Genomic DNA, 16,279 nt, shown 5'->3' with positions numbered 1-16,279 from the left:
TCAATCGGATTGATCGTCAGAGACCGATAGCGCATAAGGGTCGGGAATGGCAAGATGCGCCAGAATTTTACGTTCAAGTGCTTCCATTTCTTCGGCTTCGGTCTCGACAATGTGATCATAGCCAAGCAGATGCAGGAAGCCGTGCACGATCAGATGCGTCAGATGGTGCTCAAATGGCTTCTGCTCATCCAGTGCTTCGCGCTCTACCGTTTCGCGGGCGATAACGATATCGCCGAGCATAGGTCCCGGCTTTTGTCCCGGTTTTATGGGGAAAGCCGGGAATGACAGGACATTGGTCGGCTTGTCCTTGTCCCGCCAGTCATTGTTGAGCTCCCGGATTGCTGCATCATCGGTGAAAACCAGACTGAGTTCGCTATCGGGCTGCTCGCCGCCGTCCAGTGTCTGCCACGCAGCAGCAATTGCCTTTTCAGCAAGCGCCTGCAACGTGGGTTCATCAACCCACCCGTCTGTTTCAACCAGAATATCAATATCAATCAAAACGAGTTCCTCATCGGCGAATGACCAGCATCACCTGCGTGAAATTCTGCCGTCACCTCAATCTCGCCGACAATAGCCTCGTTAAAACGCGGCAAATCTTCCGCTGGTATCCAATATTCAAGATGCGCTTTACCGCCAGCCTCTTGAACAGCATACTGCTCGAGATAGTCCTTCCTGACTTGGAAACGCGTTACAAAACCCGCTCCGCTTGCGGGAACGTTCCAATCGCGCGCAATCTTCACCGCGTAGTCTTCGGACAATACCGGATAAAAAATCGGCTGATCCGGCAACCTTGGTGGAAAAGAGCGCATTCCTGCCTGCTTAATCAGCTCAAGCTCTAGTGGCCCCACTGGGCGCCATAAAATCAAAGTATCGATGGCGCCGCTCATTAGGGCTTGGCGCCTTCCTTGTCATATGCCCGAACAATCGCGGCAACGAGCGGGTGACGCACAACATCGACATCAGAGAAACGCACGGTCACGATGCCGCTGACGCCATCGAGAATCCGCAGCGCCTCGACAAGGCCGGATTTCTGGCCGGGCGGAAGATCGACCTGGCTTGGATCGCCGGTGATGATCATGCGGCCGTTTTCACCCAGACGTGTCAGAAACATCTTCATCTGCATGGCCGTGGTGTTCTGCGCCTCATCGAGGATGATGGCCGAGTGCCCGAGCGTGCGTCCCCGCATGAAAGCCAGCGGCGCGATTTCGATGACACCGGCGGCAATCGCCCGCTCCACCTTGTCTGCTGGCATCATATCATACAGTGCATCGTACAGCGGACGCAGATAAGGATCGACCTTCTCCTTCATATCGCCGGGCAGGAAGCCGAGGCGCTCGCCCGCTTCCACCGCAGGACGGGAAAGAATGATTCGGTCCACCAGACCGCGCTCCAACAGCATAGCCGCATGAGCCACCGCCAGATAGGTCTTGCCGGTACCGGCAGGTCCGACGCCAAACACCATTTCCGAACGATCCAAAGCGCGCATATAAGCGTCCTGCGTCGGAGTGCGGGCAAAGATTGTCTTCTTGCGGGTCGATATCTGGGCTGCAGCCATCTTGCTTTTGTTTTCCATGGTGGGAAGCGTCAACTGATCATCCGCGGCAATAGCCATGCGCAAGGCGCCATCCACGTCGGAGGCGGAGATGTCGTGGCCTTTCTGCAGATGTTCATAGAGTTGGTCGAGAGCCCTGCGCGCCTGCTCTGTGGCGCCGGGCTCACCGCGAATGGCGAGCTGGTTGCCTTTTGAGCGGACATCAACGCCGAGTTTCTGTTCAATACGGGCAAGGTTTTCGTCAAACTGCCCGAACAGCGCACTCGCCAGCCGGTTATTGTCAAATGTCAGTACGATATGCGCCAGGTCCGAGGCTCCTGATGGAGCGGGTTTCAGCTTTTCGGTGGCGGTCAATCGGCTCTCCTTACCAAAGGTGTTCAGTCCCTCATATAGTCACATCGTTCGAACTTTTCATGTCACGAACACCAATAAGACTGTTGGTTCCCGTGTCGATGATTCGTACGTTGATTATGTCGCCGATTTTGCCGCCATGTACATCGATAATTACGGGTTGTAACCAGGGAGATCGTCCAACCATCTGTCCGGGCACCCGTCCGGCCTTTTCGATCAGCACATCCATCGGCTTGCCGACGAGGCTGCGCTGGAAGGCATATTGCTGCTCGGACAGCAAAGCCTGCAGGCGCTGCAGTCTTTCATCCTTCACCGCTTCCGCAACATGATCATCCATATCGGCACCGGGCGTGCCGGGACGCGGCGAATATTTGAACGAATAGGCGGCAGCGTAGGTGACATCACGCACGATCTGCAGCGTTGCTTCAAAGTCCGCTTCCGTTTCACCGGGAAAACCGACGATGAAATCGCCGGACAGAGCAATATCGGACCGGGCATCACGAATGCGGTCGATCAGGCGAACATAATCTGCCGCCGTATGTCTGCGGTTCATGGCCTTCAAAATACGGTCAGACCCCGCCTGCACGGGTAGATGCAGGTATGGCATCAGCATGGGCAGGTCACGGTGTGCATTGATCAGCGTATCGTCCATGTCACGCGGATGGCTGGTGATATAGCGCAGGCGGACAATGCCGGGAATTTCAGCGAGGCGATAAAGCAACTCGCCCAAACCCCATTCGCGCCCGTCAGGCCCTTCACCATGCCAGGCATTGACGTTCTGGCCAAGCAGCGTCAATTCACGCACACCGGCATCTGCCAGCTTTTCTGCTTCTTTGAGAATTTGCGCCACCGGGCGCGAAACTTCAGAACCGCGCGTATAGGGCACGACACAGAAGGTGCAGAACTTGTCGCAGCCTTCCTGCACCGTCAGAAAGGCTGTAACTCCACGGCTTCTGGTCTGTTCCTTCTGAGGCGCAGGCAGATGCTCGAACTTGTCCTCAATGGCATATTCGGTTTCAACCACACGTTCGCCCTGACGCACGCGGGCAAGCGCCTGCGGCAGACGGTGATAGGTCTGGGGGCCGACCACCAGATCGACGACCGGCGCGCGGCGGGTGATTTCGTCACCTTCGGCCTGTGCCACACAACCGGCAACACCGACGGTCAACTCGCGGCCTTCTTTGGCGCGGGCGTCCTTCATCTTACGCAGACGGCCAAGCGCCGAATAAAGCTTCTCCGAGGCCTTTTCGCGGATATGGCACGTGTTGATCAGCACCAGATCGGCATCATCCGCCGTATCGGTTGCCGTGTAACCCTCCGCCGCCAGACTGTCGGTCATGCGCTGGCTGTCATAGACATTCATCTGGCAGCCATAGGTCTTCACATAGACCTTGCGCGTGTTGGCCAGCGCAGGCGAAAGCGGTGCGGTTCCGGATGCCTCATCCGGTTTGTGCGTGATATTGATATCGTCCATGCGAGGCTTCTAAAGCTTTTTGACGTCTTTGAGAATAGCGGAGTCAGGCAGAATAGCCGCATCAACGCTTTCAGCCCGAGGTGTAACGAGGTCACGCCCGAGCAGCGACGACATCATCATCTCCCGCACACGTTCTTCCATCAGCCGAGCCAGCGCCTTCCGATCGCTCTTGCCGTCGATGGTCACAGGTTCGCCGAACCAGACATCAACATCAAGGGCGCCATCCTTCAACAGGCCAATCAGGCTCGGCCCCAAGGTCACATCACCCGGCCATGAAATAAGCGGACGATGAAACCGCCCCATAGGCACGCCGTGCACCCGCGTATAGGCGATGGCGACCGGTTGCACCGTGACTTCCTGCACGCTGGTTTCGCGGATGGCCACCTGCGCCGCACCAAACAGCGACGTCTTGAAGGGCAGCACCCTGTTACCATCGGACGTCGTGCCTTCGGCAAACAATACCATCACATCGCCGGATGCCAGCCGTGTGGCAATTTCGCTGGCCTGATGATGGGTCTTGCCGCGCTTTTCCCGCTCGACAAAAACCGAGCGTTGCAGTTTGGCGAACATGCCGAAGAGCGGCCAGTTGGCAACTTCGGCCTTGGCAATGAAGGATATTTCCTTCAGCGACCCCAGCACCACGATATCGCTCCACGAAGCGTGGTTGGCGGCTAACAGCAGCGGGCGCTGCGTCGCCATTTCACCATGCACGTGCACCTTCAACCCCAGAAGCTTGCAGCCAAGCCGGTGGAACAGCAGCGGAAACTTCTTCTGCAGGCCCACACCGGTCTTTACGAACAGATATTGCAGCGGCAACGAAACCAGGGTGACGAGGGCGAAAATTGTCGCTGTGACGATGAAGCGAAGCCAGGCCATCATTTCAGCGTACCTGCTTCAAATCGCGGCGCATCGTGAGCGCGGCAGAGCGCCCGTCAGCGGTTTGATAATAACCTGGGCGCTTGCCTACCTGCTTGAACCCGAGCCGGCGATACAGCGCCAGCGCTGGCGTATTGATCTCGTCAACTTCCAGAAACAGCATTTCGGCGCGGGCATTGTGCAAATGGCGCAGTGTCGCATCCATCAGGGCATGACCGAGGCCACGACGCTGCGACACCGGCGCGACAGCCACGGTCAGAATTTCTGCCTCATCCACCACCAGCCGCGCCAGTACAAAGCCCCCGGGCGGCGCTGCGCGGTTGCCTTCCTCGCGGGCAATAAAGCCAAAAACGGTATCCTGCCCGATCAGCGCCTGGAACTCGTCTTCATTCCATGGCTGGCCGAAGGTCAGGGCATGCAGCTTCGCCAGATGGATTGCATCGGCATTCACCAATGGCTCGATGACAAAGGCACGGGATCGCATATTGCCCATGGGAAAGCCCATCATTCCGCGACCTTCCTCTTCAGAACGAACCCCTGCTGCGGCTTGACATCCAGCCCGCGCAGATAAAGCGGCTTTGGCGCTTCGCCATAAGTCTCGCGCGTTGCGCCAAGGCGGGCAAAAGCTTCGATACTGCCTGTCGAATCGGTGACGGCTACATCCAGATAGTGCTCCAGACCAGCATTGACGAGAGCCGCGCCTGAACCGGACAGAACCATATTCCCATCGCGTTCAGCCAGTGCGGCAAAGACTTCAGGCAGCGTTGTCACGCCGGGAATCGAGTCGGGCGAGCCATCGGCAGCAAAGAACTGGGCATAGATCTCGTCGCGCCGTGCATCGATGATTGACAGGACAGGACGCCCCGGAAATGCTTGCCGCGCGTCAAAGGCCAGCGCCTCCAGCGTGCTCACGCCCGCGACCGGACATTTCAGCGCCAACGCAAAACCCCGCGCTGTGGAAACACCGACACGCACGCCGGTGAATGAGCCGGGACCTATACTGACAGCAATCTTGGTAACAACATCGATTGCAACGCCCGCCTCGGCTAATGCCTGTTCGACAAGTCCCATGAGGCGTTCAGCATGGCCTTTGCCGATATCCTCACTGATCGCTGCGAGCATGGTCCCGGTTTGAATATCGAGAACAGCGACGGAGCAGAGATTGGAAGCCGTATCAAGCGCAAGCAGTTTCATGGCCAATCGCGTAAACAAGAATCAGCCAGCAAACAAGTAGCGTTAACGCCAGCACACGGATTCTATAGCTTTAGATCAATCCGGAATGCAGTTGTAGCCGGATCGCAGCTGCCTTCAGCCTCTTGTCACGTGTCCACAAACGAGTGCCGGGTTTCAGCCGCGTTGCCGCCAAGCAGCGCAAGACGGCGCGCACTTTCACGCTCAATCAACGCTTTGAGAGCCTCGTGAATAAGCGCAGACTTCTCCTGAACACCTGTGAAAGCTTGCGCCTTGGCAATCAAATCGTCATCGAGAGCGAGTGTAGCACGCATCTTTTGTCCTTTTCAGGCGCAAATACAGCATCAAATGATGCTCCGAACAATGCCGCCAAAGTCTAAGTGCCGCTAACGCGGCTGACCATTGCCGGAAAGAGATCTGCAGCGCACCACGCAGGCCATTGCGGAATGCATCGTCGAAACTGACACCCCGGATTTGCCAGTGAAAGGTCCTGCCCTTGGCACCAAGCCGCCAATCTGCGATCCAGCCTGGAGCCTCGTCACTCCAGACCATTGAACCGGAGAGTGCGAGATCACCAATGCCGGTCTTCGCAGCCGCATCAAGGCTTGCAAGGTCAGCGGTAGCCAGCGATTTGGCATCCCACTGCATCAGTTGAGCCTGTGCGGGCAAGGACATCGGCAGACCAACGCGGTCTGCTGCCGATGTCAGTGAAGCTCGCATATCCGGGTCATGCTCACTGTCGCTGGCGAGCACAAATGCATCCTTCCGTCCTTGCACTGCGAGAAAGACGGCTATCCTTGGCTTCGGGCCCAGCCAAGCCGTGCGCCCAAGCGTCTGCAAGGCGATGTTGAGTGCCTTCGGATCAAAATCTACGAGGAGATCATGCGGACGGTCATTGGTGCCCTGCTCGTCATGAACGGGCTTTCCCGCAAGGCGATCGTGATAAGAGAAGCCTGTCACAAGCCCGGGGGTGTTAGCGCCCAGAGCAATAGCAGCAGTGTCGCCGATCAGACGAGGATCGCCCGACACCTTGACCAGAACATCTTCCAGACACTGAGCCAGCCCGAGCCGCCGATTAACTTCCCCTTGCCCGGTGACGACCGCCTGAGCACGGTAAAGACTGGTATCGGGTGCAAGCGCCATGGCACTGCCCGGCAACACCAGAAGCAGCAAACACGCGGTCAGAGACTTCCAAATGATGCGCATCGGTTTCATGCCCCTCGGAATTCACCAGATCATAAAGCCGTATAGATCAATTATCCATAACCAGCGCCAGCGGCGCCTTGAACCGGGCGACAAGCCCTTCCTTCTCATATTGCAGGTCGGCATCACCTGTTCCGGACAGGCCAAAACGAATAAGGCGCGAGCCGAAGCCTTTCTTCGAAGGCTCGACCGGGATAGGACCACCACGCTCACGCCATGTCAGCACGAATTCCAGCTGCGAGGGCGCGCGCTGGATTTCCCAGCTGATACCAACATTGCCATGCGCGTCGGACAGCGAACCATATTTCAGCGCGTTCGTGGCAAGCTCATGCAGCAGCAGGGATAGCGACAGAACCGCTTTCGGCCCCAGATTAAGATTGGGTCCAAAAAGAGTGAACTGCGAGGCCTCGCCATGCAGCGCAAGAACGCTCTCCAGCACCGAGCGTATGCGTGCGGCTGACCAATTCTGGTGCAACAAAACATTATGCGCTGAACTAAGCGCCATTATGCGCTGTTTGAAAGCCTCAACCGCGTCCTGTGGCGCATCCCGCAGGGTTTGCGTGGCAATCGCCTGCACCATGGTGAGCGTATTCTTCAGACGGTGGCTGAGTTCCTGATTGAGAATACCCTGTTCATGTTCGGCCTGCAGCTTGGCGATGGCCGCATAAGTCCGGTCGGCAATACTGACGACGAACTGGATATCGTCAGTTTGCCAATCCCGCGGGTTTTTATCATGCACGAACATTAGACCCACCAGTTCGCCATTGTGCATCAGGGGAACGTTGATGAAGGAGCGCGCCTCAATGGCACTGTAACCATCATAATCAAGCGCCAGCCATTCCGTATTGGGGATATCGGCAACAGCAATCGGAATGCCGATCTGTGAATTCTTGATCGTGGCGGTGAAATTGACGAGCGAATGACGGCCCGCCATGGACTTCAGGCCAGCAGTAACCCAGTCGCGCTCGACATTGAACAGATCGGATGTGAGATCAATAATGGCAAACCCAGCCCGTCCGGCGCCCAGATTGTCACAGAGGATACGCGAAGCAATCTCGGCGGCTTCGCCCGTGGTACTCGCGTCACGAATGTTGTCGCCGAGTTCCAGGAGCGCAGCCTGACGGATTTCCGCAGTTTTGCGCTTGGTAATATCCTGCACCGTTCCGCGGAAAAAGGCCGGCCGACCATTGTCGTCATACGACAGTTCGCCCCGGCGGCTTAGCCAACGCAATGCACCGTCGTCAGCCCGCTTTATCCGATATTCGATATCAAGAATAACGTTGCCTTCGCTACGCGAAGACTGGTCGGATACAAGGTGCCGGTCTTCCTCATAGGTCTGCACTTCGAACGTTGGAGCCGGATATTGTTCGCTCTCTTCCAATCCATACAAACGGCACATCTCGGGCGTCACGCGCGACATATTGGTTTGCATATCGAGTTCGAAAGCCCCGATACCACCCGCCTGTTGCGCGGACCCCAGCCAGCCGTCAATCCTGTATTGTTTGTTGCGCGCCGCTTCGCTCGTCAATGCCCGTTTGAGGCTGGAGCGAACCGTCCGGCGCTGCTGGATCACCACATCGTTGCGGTCTTCCAGAACCCGGCGCAGCTCGAGAATGGTGATAACCTGTTCTGCAAGATCCTGCAGCGCCTCGGTCTGCGCTTCAGTCAACCCGCCGGGACGCGGTTTGTTGTCGATGACACACAGGGTGCCGATAGCTTCGCCGCTTGGTGTGTTCAGCACGGCTCCGGCATAAAATCGAATGAATGGCTCTTCCGTCACCAGCGTGTTGTTTTTTGTGCGTTCATCCAATGTCAGATCAGGAATAATGAGAACGGAGCCAGTCGGCAAAGCATGGGCGCAAACCGACTGCTCCAACGGCGTCTCGCAGGGTTCGAAGCCGGAACGGGCCTTGAACCATTGCCTGTTATCGGTGACCAGACTGATCAGCGCCACCGGCGTTTCGCAAATCTGTTTGGCAAGGGAAACGATATTATCGAAAGCCGGCTCAGCCGGAGTATCCAGAATATCGTACTTATCGAGAGCGGCCAGCCTATGGGCGTCGTTGAGTACTGAAAGGGGCAAATCGCTCATGGATAAACCCATCACCAATTTCGTCTGAAGAGACACAGGAACTAATCGGCACTATCCAATAATCAAATTTTGCGCCGTGACAATTGCTATTTGCAGGCACGAGTGGTCCTAGAAGTCGCATAGGGCTGAAACCGGAGCTCCAAAATGCGCAGAGACGAAAACTTCGTCCGCACCGCATGCCTGATCTGCGCGATGAAGACAGAGAGAAGACCGTGTGGTTTCTGGGTGATGCAATCCAGAATTGTCTGACAGGGCCGTTGCCTGACAAGCACTAGAGCAAATTTCCCATTCAGGAGATTGGACAGGTTCCAGCTGTCACATTGAAGGTTTTGGTGGCAAGTTCACGGCCGTTCGTATCGCGAAGCGAGAATCTCCAGACACCTGAGACAAGCTCATAGCTTTTCTCGAAAACCCAACCCGCGTAGCGCTGACGCCGAATGGCACTGTCCGGCCAGCTACTCTTTTCCATGATGCGGCCATCCGGCGGACGGATAGCAGGGTGTTGAACGACAACGAGTATGGGAACGGACTGAAAATCCGGGATGTTGAAAGCGGCGTACATGACGCCGAAACTCGTTCCAAGACAGGCGCTGATTGTCTCGGTTCGAGTGACATCCACTGGACCATCGACAAGCCGGTTATAACCCGTCGGCGTATCCGGTGAGGTTTCGGTGCCGATATCCTTGGCGTGCGTCAGCCCCCAGTTGAGAATTTCGACGGCTGGTGGAGCACTTTCTGCCTCCGCCAGCCCTGCGCCCGCCAACAATGCGGAGAACAACAGAGCCGGGAGGCAGAGGTTTTTCATCGGATCAGGCTGCTGCTTGCTTGGCCTTCAGTTCCAGCCTGCGGCGATGCAGGACCGGTTCTGTATAACCATTCGGCTGCTCGCGGCCTTTGAACACCAAGTCGCAAGCCGCCTGAAATGCCACAGAACCCTCAAAGTCGGCTGCCATTGGCTGATAGAGCGGGTCACCGGCATTCTGCTTGTCAACGATGGCGGCCATGCGCTTGAGCGTTTCGAGAACCTGGGCCTGGCTGGCAACGCCATGATGCAGCCAGTTGGCAATATGCTGGGCGGAAATACGCAGTGTGGCGCGGTCTTCCATGAGGCCGACATTGTTGATGTCAGGCACCTTGGAACAACCGACACCCTGATCGACCCAGCGAACAACATAGCCGAGAATGCCTTGGGCATTGTTGTCGAGCTCATGCTGAATGTCTTCCGGTGTCCAGTTCGGGCGGGAGGCAACGGGAACCGACAGGATATCACTGAGCTTGGCACGGCCGCGCGACTTCAGCTTGGCCTGAACCTCCGCTACATTGACTTTGTGGTAATGCGTGGCATGCAGTGTGGCCGCCGTTGGCGACGGTACCCATGCGGTGTTGGCACCGGCCTTGGGATGGGCGATCTTCTGCTCAAGCATTGCTGCCATCAGGTCGGGCATGGCCCACATGCCTTTGCCGATCTGCGCATGACCGGACAAACCGCATTCAAGCCCGACATCGACATTCCAGTTTTCATAGGCGCCAATCCACGATGCCTGCTTCATGTCGCCCTTGCGGATCATCGGGCCTGCTTCCATGGATGTGTGGATTTCATCACCGGTGCGATCAAGGAAGCCCGTATTGATAAATACGACCCGTTCCTTGGCAGCGCGGATCGCTTCCTTGAGATTAATGGTGGTGCGGCGCTCTTCGTCCATGATGCCCATCTTGATCGTGTTGGGCTGCATGCCAAGAACCGCCTCGACCCGTCCGAACAGTTCGGAGGCAAAGGCCACTTCCTCGGGGCCGTGCATTTTCGGTTTCACCACATACATGGAACCGGCGCGCGAATTCATGCGTCGGCCATTGGTGCCAACGTCATGCAGCGCGATCAAACCGGTGATCGCCGCATCCATGATGCCTTCCGGCACTTCATTGCCATCCTTGTCGAGAATGGCCGGATTGGTCATGAGATGCCCGACATTGCGCACCAGCATCAGCGAGCGGCCGGGCAGCGTAACCGGCTTGCCGTCCTTGCCGGTATATTCGCGGTCCGGATTGAGCTTGCGCGTGACGGGTTTGCCGCCCTTTTCAAACGTGTCCTGCAAATCGCCATTCATGAGACCAAGCCAGTTGCGATAGACAACAACCTTGTCCTCCGCATCGACGGCCGCAACCGAGTCTTCGCAATCCTGAATGGTGGTCAGTGCCGATTCCAGAATGACATCAGCGATATTGGCCGGATCGGTTTTGCCAATGGGGTGATCCGCATTGACGACGATTTCCACATGCATGCCATTTTTGACCAGAAGAACGGACGACGGCTTGGCGGCATCTCCACGGTATCCAACAAACTGTGTTTGATCCTTCAGGGACAGGGATGTGCCGTTTGAACCCTTTGGATTAAGCGTGCCGTTTTCAACGGAGAGACCGGTAACATCAGCCCAGCTTCCGCCATTCAGCGGAGCGCTATCGTCAAGAAATGCCTTGGCCCAAGCAATGACCTTGGCGCCACGTGCCGGATTGAAAGCATTGCCCTTCTCGGCACCGTCAGTTTCCGGGATTGCGTCCGTGCCATAAAGCGCATCATAGAGCGAACCCCAGCGCGCATTGGCGGCATTGAGCGCGTAGCGCGCATTCATGACCGGTACAACCAGCTGTGGTCCTGCGGTGACGGCAATCTCGGGATCAACATTGTCAGTGGAGACGGAAAACGTACCACCTTCCGGCAGCAGATAGCCAATTTCCTTCAGGACGGCCTCGTACTCGTCTTGCGAATAGCCGGTCGCGCGTTTCTCACGATAAAAGGCGTCGAGCTTTTCCTGAAAAGCATCACGCTTGGCCAGCAGCGTGCGGTTTTTTGGTGACAGGTCCTCGACAATAGCGGCCAAACCGAGAAAAAAGGCATCGGCGCTGACCCCCGTTCCGGCAATAGCTTCGTTCACCACAAAGTCGTGGAGCTCTTTTGCCACTTTCAGACCGTTGATCTCAATACGCTCGCTCATGCCATGCTCCTTAAGATGTGTTCTGCGGTATCCTTGAACACATCAAGGCATTGGCAGTCAATTCCACAAACGAAAACTCGGTTTTTCATAATGAAAACAAAGGTCAGTGCGCGATGCGCGGCCTGCCTGTTGCAGTGGCGATCAGCACACCTTCGATAAATTTGCGCTGGTCCTCGACCGTTGCTGCACTGATATCGCGGGCAATCGTCACTTGCGCTTCATCGGTTCCAGCCTCCAGCGCCAGCCCGTTGACCTGCCCCCGCAAGCTCTCCTCAGCAAAGGCGATGGCAAGCTCTTCCTCTTGAAAATCCTTGACAATTTCGCCTGAAGAGACACGAAATATTCCTTCGACCGGCTGGCTGATATGGGCTTCGACCGATACCCTGACCTGCCCGACGACGGCACCCAAAGCATTGGCAACGTCCGTATCGACGGGAACAATGTTTGCAACGCCAAGCATTGCCCCAACGGCCGGATAGTAAACGGGGGCTGACGCTCCGAGCCCGATCAATGGCCGGTCAATATCCAGTTTGATTCCCGCAATACCGCCCTCGCCCGACAATGCGCGCTGCACCAGCGGGCTTGCCACGATCTCCGTACCATCCAGACCGTCTTCAGCAAATACAGTTTCCAGCACGACTTCCGATGAGCGCCGAATGAGCGCGTCATAGGTACGGCGCGAGATTTCCTCAGGCGTGTCGCAGAGCGGACGCCCTGCTCCGTCCTTGCGCCGCGCATAAAGGATAGCGCCATACCGTGCGGCTTCAGCATTCCAATTGCTTTGCAAATCAAGCACATGGCAGGCGTCGGAGGGTGTAAAGCCGGACAGGTGCACCAGCCCGCGCGCCACAAGCCGGTTGATGGTTGCCGCTTGGGAGACGGAATTCAACAGCCGGTCGAGGGGCTGCGGCTCCCGGGTGACCTTGATGTAAAGTTCTGCCTCGCCCTTGCTCAACCCCGATGCCATTTGCTCGGGAACACCGGTCAAAAGCGCAAAGCGTCCGTCCAGACGGCCGGGACTGGCTGCTTTCACCTGCCGCGCCAGATGATCAATAACCACTGCGCCATGATTGGCCGCAAGCAGCGATAGTGGCACCAAGCGGCGCGGTCCAAGCTTGATGCGTGGCGCCATGGCATTGTCATCAAGCGAAACCTCTGAATCGCCACCGAGGCCGAACGTGCGCATGGCAACCGCTTCGACCATGGTGCGGAAACCACCGACTGTTGCACCATTCGGATCAAGCCGTGGGCGTCCCTTGTCGAGAACAGCAACGTCAGTCGTCGTTCCGCCAATGTCCGAAACGATGGCATTGTCGAGCCCGGTCATGTGCCGCGCCCCAACGAGGCTGGCGGCTGGACCCGACAGGATGGTTTCAATTGGCCGGTGCCGCGCGAAAGCCGCCGATACCAGCGCGCCATCGCCGCGTACGACCATCAGAGGTGCATGGATGCCGCGCCGGTCCAGAAAGCTTTCCGTAGCTGCGACCAGTCGGTCAATCATGGCAATCAACCGCGCGTTGAGAACCGTGGTCAGGGCACGGCGTGGACCATTCAGCTTGGCCGACAATTCATGGCTGCATGTCACCGGCAGTCCGGTCTCCCTGCGTACCAGATCGCGGATTGCGATTTCATGTTCCGGATTGCGCACGGCAAAATAGGCGCAAACGGCAAAACCGGTCACTTCATCTTTCAGCCGGGGTAAGGCTTCCCCCAACGCCGACGTATCAAAGGGTTGTGGCCGCCCATAGACGTCATGGCCGCCGGGAAGGAATAGCACCGGATCAGATCCAAGCGCCGCGCCGAGATCAGCTTTTTCCAGATCAACCTGCGAAAAGCCTACCATCACCAGCGCAATGCGTCCGCCCTGCCCTTCAACCAGCGCATTCGTTGCAAGCGTTGTCGACATCGACACAAGGCGGATATGGCCGGGATCAACCGACGCTTCCTCGACAATCCGCTCGACTGCGCCGGATATGCCGACACTCAGATCATGCCGCGTTGTCAGCGCCTTCGCCTTGGCGATGACGCCCCGCGCTTCAGACCAGAGAACGGCGTCCGTATAGGTGCCTCCCGTATCAATTCCGAGGAATATCGCGTTCTCAACCTGTGAATCAACCATGATGCCCTGCGCCGTTTCAGGCAGGGTTACCGCATGATGGTGCAGACGACTAGCGTCATTCCGACCATTTGCCGCCGCAAGAGCACAAGAGTGCCGGAACCATTCAAAGAGTGTTACGTTGTGCCGTGGGACAAAGGGGACTTCAATGGCATCACAATCAGGCACCCATGGTGGATCGAAGAAGGTCATTTATGCCGCCATTCTGGGCAACCTTCTGATCGCAGCGACAAAATTCATCGCGGCCTTTTTCACCGGCAGTTCGGCCATGCTTTCCGAAGGCGTGCACTCACTGGTCGATACCGGCAATGGCGGTTTGTTGCTTTATGGCCTGCGCCGCGCTGCCAAACCTGCGGATAAATCTCACCCGCTCGGTCATGGGCGCGAGCTGTATTTCTGGAGTTTCATCGTTGCATTGCTTGTGTTTGCCGTGGGTGCCGGCGTGTCATTCTACGAAGGGCTTATCCACATCCTCGAACCGGAACCGGTGGCGAACCCCATCGTCAACTATGTCGTTCTGGGTTTCGCTCTGTTGTTCGAAGGCATCTCGTGGTCCGTCGCCCTGAAAGAATTCAAAACCATGAAGGGCAAGCTTGGTTATCTCGAAGCTGTGCAGCAAAGCAAAGACCCAAGCGTTTTCACTGTCCTGTTTGAAGACACGGCTGCCCTGCTCGGTTTGATCGTCGCCTTTGCCGGCATTTCGGCAGCGCAATATTTCAACATGCCGGAGCTGGATGGCGTCGCATCAATCGGTATCGCGATCATCCTTGGGGCAACCGCTATTTTCCTCGCCAGAGAAAGCAAGGGACTGTTGATTGGCGAGTCGGCCGTGCCGGAAGCAGAACAGCAAATCCTCGATATTGCGGATCAAGACCCGGCCATCCAAAAAGCCAATGGTGTTCTTACCGTGCATATGGGGCCAAAACAGATCGTTGCCGGTCTGAGTATTGAGTTCGAAGACCATATGACCGCACCAGAGATCGAGACCTGCGTGGAGCGCATTGAAACGGCGATCAAAAAGGCCAACCCGGACATCGTGTCTGTGTTTGTCAAACCGCAGACTGCAGGAACCTGGAAAGTGCGGAGACAGAAAATCCTCGACGGTTAGTCCTCGTCTACGACACGCAAACGCAATTGACCGGTCGTAGAGGCCGCCGAACGATTGGCGTCAGGCGACTTTGCGGCTTCGCCAGCCGCTGGCTCGACGAATTCGAGCGCTTCGATCTTTTGCCCGCGTTTTGTCACCTTGCTGGATGAGACCAGAATATCGTCGATGTCTTTGTTAGCCTGACCAAAATGCGTCTGCAAGCGCCGGACGCGGTCATCCAGACGCACGACATCTTCCATCAAGCGGATAACCTCACCTTGGATGAGATGCGCCTGTTCGCGCATACGCACATCTTTCAGAACAGCCTGAATGACCTGAATCGACAGCATCAGCAACGAGGGCGACACGATGACAATGCGCGAGCGATGGGCTTTTTGAATTACGCCTTCAAAATTCTCGTGAATCTCGGCAAAGATCGATTCTGATGGCACAAACAGGAAAGCCGTATCCTGAGTCTCGCCATTGATCAGATATTTTTCCGAGACATCACGAATATGGATTTCGATATCACGGCGGAATTGGGCAAGGGCGATTTTTTTGGTTTCCGGATTCTCCGATTCCCGGATCGCATTCCATGCCTCCAGCGGAAATTTGGCGTCGATCACAAGGTTTGGGGCATTGTTCGGCATGCGGACAATACAATCGGGACGGCTGCCATTGGAAAGCGTCGCCTGAAATTCATACGCGCCCTGCGGCAGACCATCGGCGATGATGGCTTCCATCCGAGCCTGACCAAAGGCACCACGTGTCTGCTTATTGGCAAGAATAGCCTGCAATTGGACAACCTGACCGGCCAGCGCCTGAATATTGTTCTGCGCCGTATCGATAACCGCCAGCCGCTCCTGCAGCTTGGCGAGATTTTCATGCGTCGATTGCGTCTGCTCGGTCATGGTCTGGCCAATGCGGCTGGTCATTCCATCGAGCCGCTCGCGGATCGATTGATTGAGTTCCGCCTGCCGCGAGCCGAAAAGCTCGGCCATGGTCTGCATGCGCCCTTGCATCTCGGACTGGCTCTTCAAAATTTCCGCCATGCGCATTTCAGCGTCACGCGCGCGGTCTTCGGCCTGCACTTCGGCAATCAGTCTGACACGGGCCGAACGCCACAGAGCAATAACGCAAACGATGACCGCGAGCGCGACAATTGCAGCAGCAGTCAGCAACGCTGTGCCAACCGATACAGAACTGGCGCCGAGCTGAAAGAGTGGCTGGTTAAACGAAAGTGATGTTTCCATGGCGAGCAGAGTAACCGATTCGGATGGCAAATGTGAGATCAAAACAAGAACATTTTCACAAATGCCTTGTGTATCGGATTGACGGTTGAAAGCC

General features: G+C 56.7%; 15 protein-coding genes. 1 reads left to right on the top strand and 14 read right to left on the bottom strand.

Annotated elements, in window-relative coordinates:
• The 13 genes from ybeY to HB779_RS07270 form a co-directional block, all read right to left on the bottom strand.
• Positions 1-498 (bottom strand): rRNA maturation RNase YbeY, encoded by a 498-nt coding sequence (gene ybeY, locus HB779_RS07330; protein WP_188345089.1) that lies wholly within the window; start codon positions 496-498, stop codon positions 1-3.
• Positions 495-887 (bottom strand): ADP-ribosylation/crystallin J1, encoded by a 393-nt coding sequence (locus HB779_RS07325; protein ID WP_188345088.1) that lies wholly within the window; start codon positions 885-887, stop codon positions 495-497. The genes ybeY and HB779_RS07325 overlap by 4 nt, the downstream gene beginning before the upstream one ends.
• Positions 887-1,906, bottom strand: a complete 1,020-nt coding sequence (locus HB779_RS07320; protein ID WP_371823892.1) for a PhoH family protein — start codon at positions 1,904-1,906, stop codon at positions 887-889. The genes HB779_RS07325 and HB779_RS07320 overlap by 1 nt, the downstream gene beginning before the upstream one ends.
• A 31-nt stretch (positions 1,907-1,937) precedes the next feature.
• A complete protein-coding gene (gene miaB, locus HB779_RS07315; RefSeq protein WP_256440633.1) occupies positions 1,938-3,377 on the bottom strand; it encodes a tRNA (N6-isopentenyl adenosine(37)-C2)-methylthiotransferase MiaB in 1,440 nt (479 codons plus the stop codon).
• A 9-nt stretch (positions 3,378-3,386) separates the two neighbouring features.
• The gene (locus HB779_RS07310) at positions 3,387-4,256 is read right to left on the bottom strand and encodes a 1-acyl-sn-glycerol-3-phosphate acyltransferase (RefSeq protein WP_188345087.1); all 870 of its coding nucleotides are present in this window, start codon (positions 4,254-4,256) and stop codon (positions 3,387-3,389) included.
• 1 nt (position 4,257) lies between these two features.
• Complete coding sequence (locus HB779_RS07305) at positions 4,258-4,761, bottom strand: GNAT family N-acetyltransferase (RefSeq protein WP_188345086.1); 504 nt, start codon at positions 4,759-4,761, stop codon at positions 4,258-4,260.
• Positions 4,758-5,447: a tRNA (adenosine(37)-N6)-threonylcarbamoyltransferase complex dimerization subunit type 1 TsaB gene (gene tsaB / locus HB779_RS07300; protein WP_188345085.1), complete on the bottom strand. Its 690-nt coding sequence runs from the start codon at positions 5,445-5,447 to the stop codon at positions 4,758-4,760. The genes HB779_RS07305 and tsaB overlap by 4 nt, the downstream gene beginning before the upstream one ends.
• 125 nt (positions 5,448-5,572) lie before the next feature.
• Complete coding sequence (locus HB779_RS07295; RefSeq protein WP_188345084.1) at positions 5,573-5,758, bottom strand: type II toxin-antitoxin system VapB family antitoxin; 186 nt, start codon at positions 5,756-5,758, stop codon at positions 5,573-5,575.
• Positions 5,733-6,650, bottom strand: a complete 918-nt coding sequence (locus tag HB779_RS07290; RefSeq protein WP_188345083.1) for a DUF2066 domain-containing protein — start codon at positions 6,648-6,650, stop codon at positions 5,733-5,735. The genes HB779_RS07295 and HB779_RS07290 overlap by 26 nt, the downstream gene beginning before the upstream one ends.
• Before the next feature lie 46 nt (positions 6,651-6,696).
• Entirely contained in the window at positions 6,697-8,739 is a 2,043-nt protein-coding gene (locus tag HB779_RS07285) for a GAF domain-containing protein (protein ID WP_188345082.1), read from the bottom strand.
• A 289-nt stretch (positions 8,740-9,028) separates the two neighbouring features.
• Entirely contained in the window at positions 9,029-9,544 is a 516-nt protein-coding gene (locus HB779_RS07280) for a DUF3859 domain-containing protein (protein WP_188345081.1), read from the bottom strand.
• A gap of 4 nt (positions 9,545-9,548) precedes the next feature.
• Positions 9,549-11,729 (bottom strand): malate synthase G, encoded by a 2,181-nt coding sequence (locus HB779_RS07275; protein ID WP_188345080.1) that lies wholly within the window; start codon positions 11,727-11,729, stop codon positions 9,549-9,551.
• A gap of 103 nt (positions 11,730-11,832) precedes the next feature.
• Positions 11,833-13,848: a hydantoinase/oxoprolinase N-terminal domain-containing protein gene (locus HB779_RS07270; protein ID WP_188345079.1), complete on the bottom strand. Its 2,016-nt coding sequence runs from the start codon at positions 13,846-13,848 to the stop codon at positions 11,833-11,835.
• A gap of 145 nt (positions 13,849-13,993) precedes the next feature.
• On the opposite strand from HB779_RS07270, the gene HB779_RS07265 reads away from it, so the two are divergent.
• Positions 13,994-14,953, top strand: a complete 960-nt coding sequence (locus HB779_RS07265; RefSeq protein WP_188345078.1) for a cation diffusion facilitator family transporter — start codon at positions 13,994-13,996, stop codon at positions 14,951-14,953.
• On the opposite strand, the gene HB779_RS07260 is transcribed toward HB779_RS07265, so the two are convergent.
• Entirely contained in the window at positions 14,950-16,185 is a 1,236-nt protein-coding gene (locus HB779_RS07260; RefSeq protein ID WP_188345815.1) for a DNA recombination protein RmuC, read from the bottom strand. The genes HB779_RS07265 and HB779_RS07260 overlap by 4 nt on opposite strands.
• Between the last annotated feature and the right edge of the window lie 94 nt (positions 16,186-16,279).

This window comes from Phyllobacterium sp. 628 (genome assembly GCF_014189505.1).
In the GTDB taxonomy this organism is placed as follows: domain Bacteria; phylum Pseudomonadota; class Alphaproteobacteria; order Rhizobiales; family Rhizobiaceae; genus Phyllobacterium.
This window is presented reverse-complemented; position numbering and strand designations above follow the sequence as displayed.

Coding starts and splice junctions, on each gene's coding strand:
- HB779_RS07305 (WP_188345086.1), bottom strand. CDS start 4,761: ATGATGGGCTTTCCCATGGGCAATATGCGATCCCGTGCCTTTGTCATC.
- HB779_RS07310 (WP_188345087.1), bottom strand. CDS start 4,256: ATGATGGCCTGGCTTCGCTTCATCGTCACAGCGACAATTTTCGCCCTC.
- HB779_RS07265 (WP_188345078.1), top strand. CDS start 13,994: ATGGCATCACAATCAGGCACCCATGGTGGATCGAAGAAGGTCATTTAT.
- HB779_RS07325 (WP_188345088.1), bottom strand. CDS start 887: ATGAGCGGCGCCATCGATACTTTGATTTTATGGCGCCCAGTGGGGCCA.
- HB779_RS07295 (WP_188345084.1), bottom strand. CDS start 5,758: ATGCGTGCTACACTCGCTCTCGATGACGATTTGATTGCCAAGGCGCAA.
- HB779_RS07280 (WP_188345081.1), bottom strand. CDS start 9,544: ATGAAAAACCTCTGCCTCCCGGCTCTGTTGTTCTCCGCATTGTTGGCG.
- HB779_RS07260 (WP_188345815.1), bottom strand. CDS start 16,185: ATGGAAACATCACTTTCGTTTAACCAGCCACTCTTTCAGCTCGGCGCC.
- tsaB (WP_188345085.1), bottom strand. CDS start 5,447: ATGAAACTGCTTGCGCTTGATACGGCTTCCAATCTCTGCTCCGTCGCT.
- HB779_RS07290 (WP_188345083.1), bottom strand. CDS start 6,650: ATGCGCATCATTTGGAAGTCTCTGACCGCGTGTTTGCTGCTTCTGGTG.
- HB779_RS07285 (WP_188345082.1), bottom strand. CDS start 8,739: ATGAGCGATTTGCCCCTTTCAGTACTCAACGACGCCCATAGGCTGGCC.
- HB779_RS07275 (WP_188345080.1), bottom strand. CDS start 11,729: ATGAGCGAGCGTATTGAGATCAACGGTCTGAAAGTGGCAAAAGAGCTC.
- HB779_RS07270 (WP_188345079.1), bottom strand. CDS start 13,848: ATGGTTGATTCACAGGTTGAGAACGCGATATTCCTCGGAATTGATACG.
- miaB (WP_256440633.1), bottom strand. CDS start 3,377: ATGGACGATATCAATATCACGCACAAACCGGATGAGGCATCCGGAACC.